The organism is Rhizobium sp. LC145, from assembly GCF_001005825.1.
Taxonomy (GTDB): Bacteria; Pseudomonadota; Alphaproteobacteria; order Rhizobiales; family Rhizobiaceae; genus Neorhizobium.
Map to the genome: position 1 here is coordinate 725464 of NZ_LBHV01000004.1, position 16312 is coordinate 741775.

The following is a 16312-nucleotide window of genomic DNA, read 5'->3' on the forward strand; positions in this document are numbered from 1 at the left end:
TGTTGCCCTCTCTTCGGACGACCCGGCCCCTTGATCGTCTTTGGAACAGTCGTGACCCGACTTGGACGATCTGAAGGATTTCACCTGAACGTGGTTATAAAAAACATTGCAATTTGTGTCCACTTATCACGATTTAAAACTAAATACCGATCACCCTATAAGCCGTTTAGCTCCAACCTCCGGAAAAAGAACGTCGGAGACAAAGGTTTATCCCAAAACTATACTTCCTAAGGTGTAGCTCGGATACGTTGTTTCCGCTTCGTAGACAATGGTACTTCTATTCCCGTTAAGGGATTGTTTACGATGTTGACGCCGATCGAGCCCAAAAACGAAGTGCTCCATTCCCTGCCTGAACAGGTGCCGCAGCGCGGAGGCCTCGACTATGGCGTCATCCCCTATGTCGCCGCCGCCGTCGATTTTCTTTATCTCCTCGGAGCAAGCGCGATCGGCTTCACAGGCTACGATTACCTCGTCTTCCGGTCCACTCCGGACCCTTCCCTCTTCATCGGCACCGGGCTTGTCCTGTCGATGATCTTCGTGCTCGCCATGCACAGCAGCCAGGCCTACAGCCCGGAAAGCATCCAGCTTCGCAGGCAGCAGATCGGCCTGATATGCGTGCTGATCCCGAGTGTGCTGGCCTTTCTTCTGACCGTCATCTTCTTCCTGAAGATCGGCACGATGTTCTCGCGAGGAGCAACCCTGGTGACGGCCGCCGTTTCCATCGCCGGCCTCATCTGCACACGCTATTTCTGGCATTGGTACCTGCCCTCGGCAGCCACCTCCGCCTCCTTCCGCTTGAAGCGCGTGCTGCTGATCTGCCCCGCGGATTTTTCGGCCGAGCAATGGCAGATCGGCGCCAAGGCAAGCGGCATGACTGTCGCCCAGATCCTGCGCCTTTCCGAGGACAACCTGCTGGCGGCAGATTCCATCGAGAGATTGAAGCGGGGTCTCGCCGAGCATCTGGACGAGGTCTTCATCATATGGCGCGATCCGAACGTCGCCGATCTGGAACTCTATCTCGGCGAACTCAGGCGCTCCGCCTTGCCCGTGAACGTCACTTTCGATGGCGTCGTGGGCCGCCTCACCAGCGCCCCTTCCCGCAAAATCGGGGGGATGACGGCATTCCAGACGCAGCGCCCGCCGCTGAATTTCTACGAGCGCGGCACGAAGCGCATATTCGACATCGTCTTTTCGCTTACGTCACTTCTGGTCCTGCTGCCGCTGCTGGCCGCCGTCGCCATCGCCATCAAGCTGGAAAGCAAGGGGCCGGTTCTGTTCAGGCAATACCGCAAGGGATATGGCGGCCGTCCCTTCCGCATTCTGAAGTTCCGCAGCATGACCGTCATGGAGGACGGCGGCGACATCCGCCAGGCCACCCGGAACGACCCGCGCGTGACGCGGCTCGGAAAGGTGCTCCGCGCCTCCAGCATCGATGAACTGCCGCAGCTATGGAATGTTCTTCGCGGGGAAATGTCGATCGTCGGTCCTCGTCCCCATGCGCTCGCCCATGACGATCTCTACGATGCCCAGATCGTCAAATACGCCTTCCGGCGGCACGTGAAGCCGGGGCTCACCGGATGGGCGCAGATCAACAATTGCCGCGGGGAAACGCCGAACATCGAGAAGATGGAAGAACGCGTGTTCCACGATCTCTGGTATATCAACAACTGGTCCTTCTGGCTGGACATGAAGATCATCGCGCGAACGACGGTCCAGGTCTGCCACTCCGGCAAGGCCTATTGAGCGCCCGTGAACTCTGAAAGGGGTCAACCATCAAAACCGGGTGACGTCCCGCATCCCCGAAGCCTCGATCAGGATTTCCCGCGGTGGCGTATGACTGATGAAGTGGATGGGGCTTGCCGTCAGGCCGTAGGCGCCGCTGTTGTGAACGGCGATCAGATCGCCCTCCTCCAGCCGCGGAAGCTCGACGCCGATGGCCAGCCTGTCGATGGACGTGCAGAGTGGGCCCACCAGATTAACCTTCTCGGTCTCCCCCTGCCCTCCGACCTTGTGCATCGAATAGTTTCTGTGCATCACCATTCCGAAATGGCCGGATGCCGGCAAGTGATTGTTCATTCCGCCATCGCAGACGCCGATCTTCACACCGCGGGACTCCTTGATGGAGACGACGCGCGTCAGAAAATACCCGGCTTCGCCGACGAGATACCGCCCCAGTTCCAGGATCAGGCGCGTATCGGTGAATTGCGGCTCGGCCTTGAGGGCGTCGAGCTCGGCTGCGATACCGTCTGCAACAACCGCAAGATCGAGCGGGCTGTCACCATCATGATAGGGAATGCCGAGGCCGGAACCGAAAACCAGTTTCGCCGGGCGCGGGATATAGCGGCCGCAAACCTCCCGGAAGATAGTGAGGAAATTCCGGTAATTCTCGCAGATCGCCTCCGGCTTCAGGCATTGCGTGCCGGCATAGATATGCAGGCCGGCAATCCGCAGGTTGGGAAGGGCGGCGATCCGAGGCATCTCCCTGGATACGTCCTCCCAATCTATGCCGAAGGGCGAGGGCCTGCCGGCCATCTGGTCGCCAAATCCCTTCGGAACCACTGGAGGTGCGATCCGGACAAGCACATCCTGCACATGCCCTGCGCTGCGCGCCGCCCCGTCGGCCAGATATGCCTCCCGAACCGATTCCAGAATCATTTCACCGATCCCGCCCTCGATCGCTTCATGGATTTCGAAATCGCGCTTCCCAGGTCCTGTAAAGCTGATCTGGCCCGGCTCCCAGCCGGCGGCGATCGCCGTCCTGAACTCGCCGATCGAGGATACATCAAGAAATTCGGCCTGACTTTTCATGAAAGCCAGCAGCGCCGGATTGGGATTGCTCTTTGCGGCAAAGCTCAGCGCGAACCGCCCCTCGAATGCCTCCCGCAGCAGCCTGGAGCGGCTTTCGATCGCTGAGGTGAAGTAGACATATGCGGGTGTCCCAAAGGACGCCGCCGCACTCTGGAGCCAGACATCGAGCGCAGAGGTGTGGTTCATCAGGCGACGGCTTCGGCAAAGCGAAGGATTCGGGCCGGCGTGTCGAAATTCTCGAGCGTCACGTCCTCCGCGTGGATTGCCGTGCCTGTGGTCTCCTCGATGAAGGCAAGCAGGTTCACCATCGAAACCGAATCGAGAAGGCCGGAGGAAAAAAGCTCGCTCTCGCTATCCGCATCGCCGATGCTGAGCGTATCCTTCAGGTACGCGATCAGCTTTCCATGGGTAAGCGCCATCATACATTCTCCCTGATTTCGCTATTTGCAGAACTGATCGATGCGCCGATGCCGAGCGGCCCGCCGCCGGATCGCATCCATTCGCGGCAGAGGCGAACCACGTCCGGCCGCGCGAGTTTTCCGCTCGATGTGCGCGGCATGCTTTCCCGCCAGACATGGAACCGGTGAGGCACCATGTAGGAAGGCATGGCGCGGCGGCAGTAGCGCAGCAGGGCCTCCTCGTCGAAGCTGCCGATGGGCATGGCGGCCACGTGGACGGCCTGCCCGAGGTCCTCGTGATCGACGCCGAACGCCACCGCCTCGGCGACCACGCCGCTGCGGCAGATGAGGTCCTCGATTTCGTCGGGGCTCACGCGGAAACCGCTCGTCTTGATCATCGCGTCGTTGCGGCCGACGAACCAGAGATCTCCATCGGCGTCGATCCTGACGATATCGCCGCTATAGACGACCGGCTCGTCTCCAATCAGGTTCCAGAGTTCCGGACAGGGCCTGATCTTCTGCTCCGTCACCTCCGGCCTGCCCCAGTAGCCGAGGCTCACCAGCGGTCCGCGATGCACGAGTTCACCCTGCTCGCCGGGATGGGCGATGCCCTCGCCAGGCTTGATCACATAGACTTCCGCACCGGGGATCGCCTGACCGATCGCTCCCATCTTGCGCCGGAACTTCTCTGGCGCGAGATAGGTCGATCGGAAGGCCTCGGTCAGCCCGTACATCAGATAGACGTCGACCTCCGGAAAGACGCGCGGAATCTGCTGCAGGATATTGAGCGATATCTTGCCGCCGGAATTGGTGATCCGCCTGAGATCGGGAAAATCCGTCGGTCTTTCCGCAAGCAAGCGCACGATCTGGCTCCAGAGCGGCGGCACTGCCGCAACGCCGGTGATCCGATGCCTCTGCATCGTCTGGATGATTTCGGCCGCCATGGAAACGGCCTGGTGAACCACGGTGCCGCCGACCAGCATCATGGTGGTGAGCTGGTTGAGGCCATAGTCGAAACTGTAGGGCAGCACGCTCAACAGCCGCTCGTCCTCGCGTAGCCCGAGATAGCGCGCCACCGAGCGGGCGCCCGCAACGATGTTGCGATGGGTGAGCATGACCCCCTTCGGCATTCCGGTGGAACCGGACGTGTAGATGATCATCGCAAGCTCGGTATCGAGCCGCGATATCTCGTCGCCGGCCAGTTCATGGGGCAGGTGATCCCAGGCGTCGAACATCGCTTCTGCCGGCAGATTGCCCTTGACGAGCACGCTCTCCACCGTGCCGGGAAGCCTTCGCACGACCAGCGCCTCGGCAGTCCGGGATTCGACGATCATCAGCCGCGCGCCGCAATCGTCGGCAACGTATTCGAGCTGCTCGATCGTCCACTGGGTGTTCACATTGACGATCACCGCGCCGACCTTGGCCACCGCGAACATGGCGGCGACTTCCGCGACGCTTTTGCGCAGATGCACGATCACCCGGTCGCCCGGCCGGATGTCGCGGCCCTGCAGGTAGCCCGCCAGCCGATCCACCTCCGACGCCAGCGCCGCATAGCTCACCGCGCGATGGCCATCGATAACCGCCGGCTTGCCGGGCCGCACGTCGATATTGTCGGCCAGAAGCTGATAGAAGCTTGTCGTCAGTGCGTTCATGAGCGGCTCCTCATCTGCATCGGCGGCTCTCAGGTATCCGTATCTGTCTTTCCGTCCCGGCTCAGGAATGGTCCGAGGCGGGGATAGATCTTCGCGGGCGACCCCACCACGACCGAATCCGAGGGAATGTCGGTGGTGACCGCCGTATTGGCGGCGATGCGGACCCGATCGCCGATCTGGATTTCGCCGAGAATGGTCGAGTTCACGCCGATGAAGACGTCGTCACCGATCGTCGGCGCACCCGCGGTCATGTTCGTCCCGATCGTGACATTGTGCATGATGCCGCATCGCTTTCCGATCACCGCGCCGGGATGGATGGATATCGACCCCTCCGCATGGATGATGTGGAACCCCTCGCCCAATGTCGCCTGTGCAGGAATCCAGACCCGCGTGATCGTCGAGACGATGGCGCTGACCGCGCCGTAGATTTTCCTGCAGACCTTGCGGACAAAGGAATTCCGGCGTTCCTCCCCCCAGCGGCCGAAGCGATAGACGAGAAGCGTAATGAAGCCCGCATTGAAAACCGTCCCGCCATGCCGCTCGTAATCCTTGCGGACTTGTGCCCGGAACGAGACCACCTTCTGCGGCTCGGCCGCGTTTGATTGGGAAGCGATGGTTAGAAGCCGCCAAATCATGCGTGCACCAGCTCCATTGTCCGCTCGATATCACTCCACTCGACACGGAAGTTCTTGCGATCTCCATCGCCCACGACGAAGGCGAAGCCCTGCCCCTGACGATCCGTGATGACCTTGAGGACAGAGACCACCCGGTCTGCCGGCTGGATCACGAAAAGGCTGGCATCCTGCGACATGACCGTCAGCGCATGAACCAGATGGCTGCCCTCGACGCCCGCGACAACGCTGGCGCCGGCGCAGGCATTGACGATATCGTCGACGGATGAGGCGAGCGGATCGATGATCCGGAAGCCGTGACGAGCGGCGAACTGCTCGGCGATCTCCGTCTCGTTCGACAATATGCGGTGATCGCCCTTGTCGCCCCTGAGAATGAATACGCCGGGATGACTGGAAGGTTTGGCCGAGGCGAGCAGCTTTTCCCTGATCTCGAGGGCACGCTTCTTCTTTCCTTCGTTCTGACCCTTGTCCCTGAAGAGGATGAGTTCGTCGAAGTGGATGTCGCCGACATAGATCGGCCTCAGGTCCAATTTCTGCGCATATTGCGGTTCATGGCCGCGCGTGATCGGCCGTGTCGTGACTGGCGTGCCGTATTCCTCCGCCAGTGAATAGGTCAGGCAATCGTCGGAAAGCCAGTTGCCGAACCAGCGATTGCCTATCCAGCTCTCGAAGAGCGCGCCGCTGGTGGTGTCCCTCGGGGAAGCGTAGACGGGCAGCTTACGGGCCCGCGGCCTCAGACTCTTGGAGGCGTTTCGCGCATAGAGCACGCCGTCGATCAGATCGACATCCTTGAGCCGATAGCCGATGGTCGCCTCCTGGGTGGTTTCGTATTTCCCCCGAAAGCCTTTCAGCACTTCGGCGACGGAACCGAATTCTGCGCCGCGGATGCGGTCGAGATGATGGGGCAGGAACTTGGCGGGAGGAATGAAACGCTTGGTGGCGGGTGCGATCGTCCAACGTTCCGAAGCAACCGCCTCGATATCCGGAAAGGGCATACCGGCGGCTTTTCTGAACGAATGCACGATGGGCCGAAACGAAATCAACTCACTGTCCCCGCTGCGTTTAACGGGCGCTATGAGCAGAAGCACGCCTCCCCTTTGTTCCACGCCCTCATGGAGATAATCGCATAGTTGCGGCGGCTTTCGCCGTAGCCATTGGGCGATCGGCCTACTCATTTCGATGTATCAGGCGGGTGTCGGCTCCTGTTGCCCCAGAAAACCGGCTATCGCCTGGGCGCTGATGCGGTGATGGAAGCTGGCGGCTATCTTGGCGCGCGAGGCCTGCCTCAGACGCCGCGAGAAATCCTCGTTTCCGAGTACCTCCTCTATCGCATCCGCCATTTCCTTCGGCTGCCGTGGCTGGACCAATATCGCATCCACCCTGTGGTCGATGAGTTCGCTATTTCCCCCCACGTCGGTCACGATCACCGGCAGCTCCATGGCCATGGCCTCCATGATGGCGACGGAAATACCCTCATCCAGGCTTGCGAGCGCGAAGATATGCGCATCATCGAGAGCCTGCCGAACCCGTGTTTCGGAAACCGCCCCAAGTAGTTCGACATTTTCCGTGAGGCGCTTGTCGCAGATCAGAGCCTCCAGCCTCTTGCGATAGCCGCGGCCGCCCTGCTCGTCCTCCCCGGCGATCTGCAGGCGGACGTCGATACCCCGCTCGCGCAGCATTTCCACGGTTTCGAGAAGGATGTCGTGACCCTTTACCGGATTGAGCCGGCCGCAGGTGAAGATCCGGCACGGCTCGCCCGGCTTCCAGGGCACATAAGGCCGGCTGCGGTGGATTTGATCGAGATCCACGCCCATGGGCGCGATCGCGATCCGGGAGGGCTTGGCGCCGTTCAGCCGCTCGCTGACAACGTCGAACAGCCGCCTGGAAATCACCGTCGCGAAGGCGGCGTTCCTCCATTTCTGCGGCTGATTGGGCCCATATCCCTCCAGCGTCGGCCCATGCAGCGTCAGGCTGTAAGGTATCCCCGAAAGCAACGATGCGAGCGCTGCGACATTGGCCGCGTCGGCGCAGGAATGCACATGGATATGCGTCCATTGCCCGCGGCGCGCGAGCCAGGCGAGCTTAGCGGCAGCCGGTATCATCGCCAGTGATCTCAAGCGGCCCGCCGGAGACCTGACTTCCGCGCTCGCAGCCGCAGCAAGGCTCCGGCCTATCCCTCTCGGCCCCGCCCGCACCAGCTCCCCGAGCGCGGCAAGCGTATCGCGCGGACGGAAGGGGAGGAGATAGCTGGTCTTCCCGCGTGCTTCTTCCGCCCAGGAATGCGAGGTCACAGCCTTCGGCGGATGCGAAGTGGAAACGAATTCCGCCTCTATGCCGAGTTCGGCCAGGGCCTGATGCTCCCGCCAGAGAAAGATATGGGTCTGTCCTGGAAACTCCGGTATGAAGAAACCGATCTTCTGGGTCATCGATGCTCACCCAAGACCGTTTCTGAACCGCCAGGCAAAGTGGATGGTGTTCTTCAGACGGTGAAGCTGCGCCATCAGACGACTGCGCTCGTCGGGACGCCGGATTTGCACCGTGTAGGACATGTATTGCAGCACGAAAGCAAGCGGTACCGGCTTGGCGCAATCCCCGGCATCGCTCGACGCTCGAGCCCGATAATTTCTCACAAACTCCGCCGCAAACGTCCGTAGCGCGGAAGCCTGAGTCGCATCGAACATCCGTGGCGGAGAAAGCTCGTCCATTCCGCGGCCGTAGATCGTCGCAAAACTGACCGCCGCCACATAATAAGCTCCGAGCGGTGTCAGATGAACCGTATCGGCAAAGATCGCATCCATGCGGGCCGCGCCATCCTGATCCTCGAAGCCGTTGAAGGCGGGATCGGACATGAGGCGTTCGACAAGTTCCGCCAGCGCCAGCGATGTCGGAATGAACCGCACCCGGTCCGGACGCCCGGCCGCCGCGATCTCGGCATTCACCCGCTCCACGACACAGCGCCAGACCGGCAGCGCTTGCCGCTCGTAATCGATCCAACCAACGGGGTCGCGCCTGTCCGTCAGACTGATCCATGGGGTGTAGAAATAACTGGTTCCGGCGGGATTGGCGGCGATGAAGTCACTGTGGAATCGGTAAAGCGCGCTCACCGTATCGTGCCATGCAAGCGAATCGAGAAGCCCATGCTGCTCCGTGATGATGAGCAGATCGTAGGGCCTGGTATCGAGACGGGGAAATTTTCCCGCCAAGCGCTGACCGATGGAAGAGCCGCTCGCGTGCTGCATCTTCCATGAAATGGGAATGCCGGCATTGCCTGCGATTTCGCTCAGGTAATCGGGGAAAGGACGATCCGTCAGGCTATGTCCCGAGATCAGCGCATGCCCCTTGTCGGAAGGCAGGAAGGGCTGCTGCAACCCGGAGGAAGGATGAACTTCGATAGTCTCCGATCCCAACATGGCCGCCCCGACGGCAATCGAGAAGATTGTCGAACTTGCACAGGCAATCGCGAACATTCTTGAAAAGCTCATTCTCCGCCGCTCCGGCCTTCGCGACGTATCGCAGGTTCACGTGCGTCTATGGGGCACATGGTTGTGCCGGCACTTCGATTTCACAAGCTTACGATTGGGCGGACCGCCCTACCCTAAAGGCGCGAGGATCACGTCCGGCCTCATCCATTCGGGCTATATCCAAAAGCCGAGGCGTACTCCTTTGTGCCTCGTTTCCAGTCGTCGGGCGCCGCCGTAATATTGGTCACCCTATCCCCGGAGGGATGGGCAGGGGTTCTGCAAATAACCATCTGGAGTGATTGAATGCGTGGGAGGACGAGTCTCGCGGGCCTGTTTCTTTGCCTGTCGTTCATCGGCGCTGCAGCGCAAACCACCTACCGCCTGCAGCCGGGCGATACGCTGCAGGTATGGATCGCGCAGGAGCCGGAACTCGGCCGCGAAATCGTCATCGCTCCGGATGGCTGGCTCTCCTTTCCGCTAGCCGGGCACCTGAAGGGGGCCGACCTCTCCCTGTCGGAACTGGAAGCCCAGCTTCTCGACCGGCTGAAACCCTATTTCAAGGACGTTCCGAACCTTACCATCATGCTGCGCCCGAACGCCCAGCATCAGTCGCTCATCTATGTTACCGGCGAGGTGGTCACGCCCGGCGAATATCCCCATCGCGCCGACATGACGGTTCTGCACGGCATCAGCGTCGCCGGCGGCGTCTATCGGACCGCTTTGCTCGCCGCCGACCAGGACAGGTCGGTAGTCGTGCAGCGCGAGGTGGAACACGCGGGCAAGCATCTGGAAGAGCTGAAAGCCCGCATACAGCGGCTGGAGGCGGAGCTTAAGGAAGCGACCACCCTCGGCACGCCCGAAGAGCTCGCGTCCAACCCCGCGCTGGCACAGGAACAGTCGCTCCTGAATTCCCGCCGCGAGGCGGTTTCCATGGAGGAGAGGGCTCAGCGCCAGGCCGAGGAGCTCACCGAAAGGAATGCCGCCGCCCTGCGCGAACAGGTCGATATGGTCTCGAAACGGGTGGATCTCGCCAAACGCCGCCTACAAAGCATCACCACACTGGTCGCGAAGGGCGGAGCGGAAAGCTCCCAGCAAATGGTGCAGGAAGGCGTGATCGCTGAACTCGAGGGGCAGGTCAGCCGTCTGATGTCGGAAATAGCGACGGCCGAGCGGGCGCGCCTTGCGGAAAACGCCCGTTACGAAAGCGCAAGACAGGGGCGTCACACCCAATTGCTCGTGGAGCTCAACGCCGCCAGGCGCGACTATGAGGAGACCGAGGCAAGGCTCTCCGACAGCACCCGCATCATGTCGATCTACGGAGAAAATGCGCTGGCCAACCAACAGAGGGCCCGGCGCGTGCTCTCCTACCGCATAGTCCGCTCGGTCGATGGCGAGATACGGGAACTGGATGCCACGGAGACCACACCTCTTATGCCGGGGGATCTGTTGCGCTTGTCCTACCACGATGTGGAGCCGGCCCCTGTCGCAAATGCCGCTCCCGCATCCCAGCCGGAAGATCCTCCACCCGCGCAATCCACCGAAACAGTGGCGCGATGAGGAAGGGTTTCATGGCCAAAGTGTTCAGCTGCCGACACGACGAGGCGAGAAAATGATCAACGAGCTGATCCGCAACATCATCTACTATTGCGAGGTTGCGCTCGCCAAACCCCTCTATGCCATCGTGCCGGTGCTGATCGCTCTTGTCGCCGGAGCGGGCATCATCCTGAGCATGCCCCGGAACTATCACTCGGAAGCCCTGCTGTTGATGGAGTTCCAGCAGATCCCGTCGACCCTGGTCTCTCCGACCGTCTCCAACGACCGGCTGCAGTTCATCGAACAGCGCGTGCTCTCCCGCAACAACCTCCTCGAACTGGCGGACAAATACGATCTTTTCCCCGGACTGAAGAACGCCCTGCCCAAGAACAATTTCGCAGGCATCGTGCGCAATCACATTACGCTTCAGATCGAGATGACGGATGGGGCCGACCAGATCGCGAGGAGCGCAACGGTGCGGGTCGGCTTCAAATACGGCGATCCGGCCCTGACTGCGCCGATCGTTTCGGACCTCGTGTCGCGGATCGTCGATGAAAACAAGCGCCTGCGCACCGCACGGGCTTCCGAAACGGCGACCTTTCTCAACCGGGAGATGGACGGATTGGCACGGCGTTTTCGCGAGCGCGAAGCCGCCTGGTCCGAGTATATCGAGGAAAACAAGGAAGCCCACCCCTCGCGGATGCCGACCATCCTGATCGAGCTCCAAGCGAAGGAGCAGGAGCTTGCAACCTTCGAGCGGACCGTCGTCGCCCTCAACGAGGAAATTCGTCTTCTGGAAGCGCAGCTCCGCATGGGTGTCGAGCAGGCGAGCGATGCGAACCGTCTCCACTCCCAGATCGCGACGCTGGAAGCCGATCTCGCCGCCAAATCGCTCGTCTATTCCGATGCCCATCCGCAAGTCCGCGCGATGAGACAACGCTTCGAAGAACTGCAATCCCGGATTGCCATCGCATCTCCGGTTGCCGCAACCGAGATGCCGACGGCCGAGGAGATCAAGAACCTGCCCGCGGAATTCATTCTGGTCGCCGAGCGCATCGCCAATATCAAGCCGCGCCAGGAGCAAACTGTAAACCAGCGAAATGAACTCGCCGGGCGGATCAACCGCTTGAGGGAAATCATCTCGCGTGCGCCGGAAGTCGAGGCGCAGATCCAGGCCAACGAAGCGGAAAAGCTTTCCCTGCAAAGAAGCATGGATGAGATGCAGGCCAAGCTCGACACCGCGCTTCTCGGCGAGCGGCTCGAGGAACGCCAGGCCATGCAGCAGATCGATATCGTCGAGCAGCCGGAGATCCCCACGGGCCCGTCCGGCCCGCGACGCCTCTATCTGGCGCTCGCCGTATGCGTCGCCGCCGGTGCTGCCGGCCTTGCGGGGATCTATGCCGCCCATCTTTTCGACGGTTCAATCCGTGGAACATTTGACCTTGCACAGGCCCTTGCAGGCCAGACGCTGGTGGTGATTCCGCGCTGGACCCCGGAGCGGCGCAGAGTAACGGCCTATTGGCGAACCCGCGGAAACGCCGGTCCGGCAGGAACCTAGCAGACTGACATGCCGTGAATGGAAGCCGCATAGATCGCAAAGGCACAGCATCCATGGAAATCATCAAGAACCTCTCGCCCAACAGCAGAATGGTGGACCGGCTGGACGATGCCGAGGTCGTCGAGTTCGACGCTCGGGCGGCGAATGTTGCGGTCAACGGGCACCACGTTTCGGAAGCAGGCTCCGCTGCCGAGGAGGTCGAACAGCTCTCCGCCGCGCTCCTTTACGCCAAGCGCATCATCGCGTTCGACAGCGACAGCTCGATGGCGCATGCTTACGACGCGCTGCGCAACCAATTGCTGAACGAGCCGGAAGACCGCGACATGCGGGTGATTTCGGTCATCGCGCCGACACGGGGCTGCGGCGCGACGGTGACGGCCGTCAATCTTGCCTTCAGCTTCGCCCGGGTGCCGGGAACGAGCGTACTGCTTGTGGACGCCAATGCACGAAGGCCGGCGGTCGGAGATGTTCTTGGACTGCCCGATGAACCGTTATTGGATGATCCGCTTGGCGGTTGGTTGACCTCGGTCGGTCTGCGCGGGGTGGATATCCACCTTCTGCGTGCCGCCTGGGGACCCGGCAAGATTCCGCTCGCGGCCGATCTTGCGCGAATGAGGGCGCAGGTGCGCTATGCCCGCCAGATATTGAAGCCGACGGTTACGCTGCTCGACCTGCCGCCGATGCTGAGTTCGGACGAGGCGGTTCCGTTCGTGGACGAGTCCGACACGGTCGTCTTCGTCCTGGCGGTCAATCGCTCGAAGCTTTCCGAACTGGAGATCTGCCGCAGTTATCTCAAGCCCGGCAAGGGAATGCAGGTCGTCCTCAACAAGACGAAGAGGCACGGTCTCTGATGTCTTCCGGCCCGGATGATCTTCTCGACGGCACCGGCTTCAAGCTGGCGATCGTCATCGTCAATTTCCGCACCGCCGATCTCGTCGTCGATTGTCTGGCGTCCCTGCATGTGCCGGGAACCATACCCTCGGAAACCCGCATCGTCGTTGTCGATGGAGCCTCCGGCGACGGCTCGGCCGAGCGCATCTCAGCAGCCATCAGCGAGAACGGTTGGGCCGACACCACAGGTCTTGCTCTCGATGTGAACGGCGGCTTTGCCTATGGCAACAACCGGGGCATCGAATATGCCAGGGCGAATTTCGGCAATCCGCGTTATGTCCTGCTGCTCAATCCCGATACGGTTGCCCGGCCGGGCAGTATTACCCGGCTGGTCGAGTTCATGGACGCCAATGGCGAGGCGGGCATAGCCGGCAGCCGCCTTGAGCACCCGGACGGCAAGGGGCAGGCCTGCGCCTTCCGCTTTCCCTCCATTGCCAATGAATTCGAAAGCGAAGCCAAGTTCGGCCCGATCACCCGCCTGCTCGATCGCTGGCGCATCGCTCCCGATATGCCGAAGGAAGCCAGCCGGATCGACTGGGTATCGGGCGCCTGCATGATCGTGCGCGCGGATGTGTTGAGAGAGGTCGGCTATCTCGACGAGGGATATTTCCTCTATTACGAGGAGCTCGATTTCTGCCTTCGCGCAGCCCGCGCCGGCTGGTCCTGCTGGCATGTCCCGGAGAGCCGGGTCGTGCATCTTGTCGGCCAGTCGACGGGCGTCACGCGGCACGATCGCCCTTCGAGACGACCGGTCTACTGGTTCGAATCCAGGCGCCGATACTACCTCAAGCACAAGGGCACGGTTTACGCGGTCCTTGCCGACCTCGCCTGGCTCGCTGGCCACCTGCTATGGCGCACCCGCCTGCTGATCGAGGGCGGCCACGGAAACGCGCCGCCGCATCTCCTGCAGGATTTCATCCGCCACGCCCGCCCCTTCCGCAGCACCTGAATCACTCTAGGCGGTACCGGCCTGCGCCATCAGGCTTTCCAGGAGTGCCGCCGACCTGTTGATATCGTGCCGCTCCAGCGTACGCCGGCGGCCTGCCTCGCCCTTTCGGAAGAGTTCGAAATCGCTCGCTGAAAGCGCCTGCCGCATTGCGTTTGCGAGCGCATCGAGATCGCCGGCGGGAACGAGCCAGCCATTGTCCGGCTGCACCAGCTCGGGAATGCCGGCGATATAGGTCGAGATCACCGGGCGCTTCAACGCCAGGCTCTCCATCAGCACGACCGGCAGCCCTTCCGCGAAACTCGGCAGCACCAGCGCCCTTGCCCGCAGGATCTCGCTTCGGACGGCTTCCTGTGCGAGCGTGCCCGTCAGGATCACACTGTCCTCAAGGCCGAGCCGGCCGGTCTCCCGTTCGATCTCCGCTCTCAGCGGCCCGTCGCCCACCAGAACCAGCTTGAAATGCAATCCTTCCGCCCGGAGCTTCGCGGCCGCCTGCAGCAGCAGGATATGTCCTTTCTGCTCCGATAGGCGCGCGATGCAGAGAAGCCTCGGCTCCATGCCATGGGCCTCCACGTCATCCTTCAGATAGCGCTCGTCGATCCCGCAGCGCACCACCTGCACCTTTCGCCAATCCTTGAGATCGGCCCAGCGCAGCAACTGGCTACGGCCGTAAGAGCTGACCGCCACGACGAAGGAGGAGGCGCAGATCTTTTCGCCGAGCGCCAGCTTTTCAGGCCGGTCGAATTCTTCCGGCCCATGCACCGTGAAGCTGAAACGGAGACCGCCGATCTGATGCGCCAATACAGCTACAGTCGTGGGATTGGTGCCGAAATGGACATGCAAATGCTCTATCCGGTCTTTTCGGCACCAGTCCGCCAGGATCATCCCTTCGTAGAAATAGGCGAGATGTCTGAAATACTGCCCGCGGGAGGCCCGCGCGAACCGGAACGCGCTGGCGAATGCCCGCACCGCCGAGGCGGGATTGGCTGAAAAGCTTCGCAGGACGCTTGCGAGCGCCAGCAAGGCGCGCACCTTCAGCAGGTGCCGCGTTTTCTCTCCCTCAAGAAGATCGTCGGGGTCCTTCAACTCGCCCCGGAAGGGTCGCACAGCATATCTTGCGATCTCATGCCCCCGCGCTTCGAGGGCTAAGATTTCCCGGCGTATGAAAGTATGGCTCGGCGCTGGATACTGGTTGGTGAAATACGCGATACGCATTTCGCAAGCGCCTTTTTCCTGTCCGCTCGCTGTGGCGGTCTCCTCCTTCGGGTATAGCAAAACAGGCCGCGAAGACTGAGCCGGACAAAAAGCGTAGGCGCCCCTCACCCCTTCCACCAAAGGGGTAGGTTTACACGCCACGAGCTAAATTTTAGAGACGGTATAGAGACTTATCCGAGAAGCGGCTGGCGCCGGAGGCGCGCCCGGATGGATACGGCAACCATAGCTCACCGTGATTTTCCCGCCCTGGGCGCCACGACCGGCGTGGTCGTCATCGGGCGGAACGAGGGCGAGCGTCTGATCCGCTGCCTCGATTCCCTTGCGCCATACCGCGATCGCACGGTTTACGTCGATTCCGGCTCCTGTGACGGCAGCATCGAGGCTGCCGCCGAACGCTGCGCCTTCGTCCTGCAGCTCGACTTGACCCGACCCTTCACGGCGGCCCGCGCCCGCAATGCCGGCTTCGACGCCCTGATGCAACGCTGGCCCGATACGGCTTTCGTACAGTTCGTCGACGGCGATTGCGAAGTCGATGGCCGCTGGATCGAAACCGCCGCAGCCTTCCTGATCGCGAGAAAGGATGTCGCCCTGGTTTTCGGGCGTCGTCGGGAGCGTCATCCGGAACGCACGATTTTCAACGCCATGTGCGATCAGGAATGGGAAGGCGTTCCGGGCGAAGTCCAGGAATGCGGCGGGGACATTCTGATCAGGGCCTCCGCCCTATGGGAGCTTGGCGGCTATTCGAACCACCTGATCGCCGGTGAGGAGCCGGAGCTTTGCATCCGCCTGCGCAAGAAGGCTTGGCGGATTTGGCGCCTGCCCGTGGAAATGACCCGCCATGATGCCGACATAACCCGCCTCGGCCAATGGTGGAAACGAAGCGTGCGCTGCGGACATGCCTACGCGGAAGTATCCCATCTGCATCGCGGCTCGCCATTCAGGATCTGGACGCGGAATGTCCGCCGCTCTGTCTTCTGGGGCGGCCTCCTGCCCTTGATCGCGCTTGCCAGCGCGATCGTTCAGCCCGCCGCTCTCGGGCTCCTTCTGGTCTACCCGCTTCAGATCGTCCGTTTGGCCCGCAGGTCTCCGGCCACCCCCGCCCGCTGGACCAATGCCATCTTCGCCGTGCTCGGCAAATTCGCCGAAATGCAGGGCATCGTCCGTTTCCATATCAACAGGCTCATCGGACGGCGGCAGGCGATCATCGAATACAAATGA

At 61.6% G+C, this 16312-nt stretch carries 14 protein-coding genes; 6 read left to right on the plus strand and 8 right to left on the minus strand.

The genetic code is table 11. The features are described 5' to 3' along the window. Positions 1-303: 303 nt before the first annotated feature. Positions 304-1743, plus strand: coding sequence for an exopolysaccharide biosynthesis polyprenyl glycosylphosphotransferase (locus YH62_RS15000; RefSeq protein ID WP_052760416.1), 1440 nt, complete (start codon positions 304-306; stop codon positions 1741-1743). Positions 1744-1773: 30 nt separating this feature from the next. Here the strand turns inward: YH62_RS15000 and YH62_RS15005 are convergent, their stop codons facing one another. The 7 genes from YH62_RS15005 to YH62_RS15035 form a co-directional block, all read right to left on the minus strand. Next, on the minus strand, positions 1774-2994 hold the full coding sequence (locus tag YH62_RS15005; RefSeq protein ID WP_046794995.1) for a decarboxylase: 1221 nt from the start codon (positions 2992-2994) through the stop codon (positions 1774-1776). Continuing rightward, a complete protein-coding gene (locus YH62_RS15010) occupies positions 2994-3230 on the minus strand; it encodes a phosphopantetheine-binding protein (RefSeq protein WP_245282095.1) in 237 nt (78 codons plus the stop codon). Before YH62_RS15010 ends, YH62_RS15005 begins: the two co-directional genes overlap by 1 nt. Then, positions 3227-4858: an AMP-binding protein gene (locus YH62_RS15015; protein ID WP_046794997.1), complete on the minus strand. Its 1632-nt coding sequence runs from the start codon at positions 4856-4858 to the stop codon at positions 3227-3229. The genes YH62_RS15010 and YH62_RS15015 overlap by 4 nt, the downstream gene beginning before the upstream one ends. Before the next feature lie 29 nt (positions 4859-4887). Then, entirely contained in the window at positions 4888-5493 is a 606-nt protein-coding gene (locus tag YH62_RS15020) for a serine acetyltransferase (protein ID WP_082118353.1), read from the minus strand. After that, positions 5490-6485: a glycosyltransferase family 61 protein gene (locus tag YH62_RS15025; protein ID WP_052760417.1), complete on the minus strand. Its 996-nt coding sequence runs from the start codon at positions 6483-6485 to the stop codon at positions 5490-5492. Before YH62_RS15025 ends, YH62_RS15020 begins: the two co-directional genes overlap by 4 nt. A 189-nt stretch (positions 6486-6674) precedes the next feature. Further along, complete coding sequence (gene epsE / locus YH62_RS15030; protein ID WP_046794999.1) at positions 6675-7916, minus strand: exopolysaccharide biosynthesis GT4 family glycosyltransferase EpsE; 1242 nt, start codon at positions 7914-7916, stop codon at positions 6675-6677. A gap of 6 nt (positions 7917-7922) precedes the next feature. Further along, complete coding sequence (locus YH62_RS15035) at positions 7923-8972, minus strand: hypothetical protein (protein ID WP_137326532.1); 1050 nt, start codon at positions 8970-8972, stop codon at positions 7923-7925. 282 nt (positions 8973-9254) lie between these two features. Here YH62_RS15035 and YH62_RS15040 point away from each other — a divergent pair, with 282 nt between their 5' ends. The 4 genes from YH62_RS15040 to YH62_RS15055 are packed head-to-tail and all read left to right on the plus strand — an operon-like array spanning position 9255 to position 13882. Continuing rightward, positions 9255-10508: a polysaccharide biosynthesis/export family protein gene (locus YH62_RS15040; RefSeq protein WP_046795001.1), complete on the plus strand. Its 1254-nt coding sequence runs from the start codon at positions 9255-9257 to the stop codon at positions 10506-10508. A 52-nt stretch (positions 10509-10560) separates the two neighbouring features. Beyond that, positions 10561-12042 carry a hypothetical protein gene (locus YH62_RS15045; protein ID WP_046795002.1) on the plus strand — a complete coding sequence of 494 codons (1482 nt, stop codon included), beginning with the start codon at positions 10561-10563 and terminating at the stop codon, positions 12040-12042. A 53-nt stretch (positions 12043-12095) separates the two neighbouring features. Continuing rightward, the gene (locus YH62_RS29110; RefSeq protein ID WP_052760418.1) at positions 12096-12893 is read left to right on the plus strand and encodes a hypothetical protein; all 798 of its coding nucleotides are present in this window, start codon (positions 12096-12098) and stop codon (positions 12891-12893) included. Continuing rightward, entirely contained in the window at positions 12893-13882 is a 990-nt protein-coding gene (locus YH62_RS15055) for a glycosyltransferase family 2 protein (protein WP_046795003.1), read from the plus strand. The genes YH62_RS29110 and YH62_RS15055 overlap by 1 nt, the downstream gene beginning before the upstream one ends. A 6-nt stretch (positions 13883-13888) precedes the next feature. Here YH62_RS15055 and YH62_RS15060 read toward each other — a convergent pair whose 3' ends face one another. Continuing rightward, positions 13889-15094 (minus strand): glycosyltransferase, encoded by a 1206-nt coding sequence (locus YH62_RS15060; RefSeq protein ID WP_046795004.1) that lies wholly within the window; start codon positions 15092-15094, stop codon positions 13889-13891. Positions 15095-15301: 207 nt separating this feature from the next. Between YH62_RS15060 and YH62_RS15065 the strand changes: the two genes are divergently transcribed. Further along, a complete protein-coding gene (locus tag YH62_RS15065; RefSeq protein ID WP_046795005.1) occupies positions 15302-16312 on the plus strand; it encodes a glycosyltransferase in 1011 nt (336 codons plus the stop codon).

Coding starts and splice junctions, on each gene's coding strand:
- epsE (WP_046794999.1), bottom strand. CDS start 7,916: ATGACCCAGAAGATCGGTTTCTTCATACCGGAGTTTCCAGGACAGACC.
- YH62_RS15040 (WP_046795001.1), top strand. CDS start 9,255: ATGCGTGGGAGGACGAGTCTCGCGGGCCTGTTTCTTTGCCTGTCGTTC.
- YH62_RS15015 (WP_046794997.1), bottom strand. CDS start 4,858: ATGAACGCACTGACGACAAGCTTCTATCAGCTTCTGGCCGACAATATC.
- YH62_RS15045 (WP_046795002.1), top strand. CDS start 10,561: ATGATCAACGAGCTGATCCGCAACATCATCTACTATTGCGAGGTTGCG.
- YH62_RS15000 (WP_052760416.1), top strand. CDS start 304: ATGTTGACGCCGATCGAGCCCAAAAACGAAGTGCTCCATTCCCTGCCT.
- YH62_RS15005 (WP_046794995.1), bottom strand. CDS start 2,994: ATGAACCACACCTCTGCGCTCGATGTCTGGCTCCAGAGTGCGGCGGCG.
- YH62_RS15020 (WP_082118353.1), bottom strand. CDS start 5,493: ATGATTTGGCGGCTTCTAACCATCGCTTCCCAATCAAACGCGGCCGAG.
- YH62_RS15035 (WP_137326532.1), bottom strand. CDS start 8,972: ATGAGCTTTTCAAGAATGTTCGCGATTGCCTGTGCAAGTTCGACAATC.
- YH62_RS15025 (WP_052760417.1), bottom strand. CDS start 6,485: ATGCCCTTTCCGGATATCGAGGCGGTTGCTTCGGAACGTTGGACGATC.
- YH62_RS15060 (WP_046795004.1), bottom strand. CDS start 15,094: ATGCGTATCGCGTATTTCACCAACCAGTATCCAGCGCCGAGCCATACT.
- YH62_RS15010 (WP_245282095.1), bottom strand. CDS start 3,230: ATGATGGCGCTTACCCATGGAAAGCTGATCGCGTACCTGAAGGATACG.
- YH62_RS29110 (WP_052760418.1), top strand. CDS start 12,096: ATGGAAATCATCAAGAACCTCTCGCCCAACAGCAGAATGGTGGACCGG.
- YH62_RS15065 (WP_046795005.1), top strand. CDS start 15,302: ATGGATACGGCAACCATAGCTCACCGTGATTTTCCCGCCCTGGGCGCC.
- YH62_RS15055 (WP_046795003.1), top strand. CDS start 12,893: ATGTCTTCCGGCCCGGATGATCTTCTCGACGGCACCGGCTTCAAGCTG.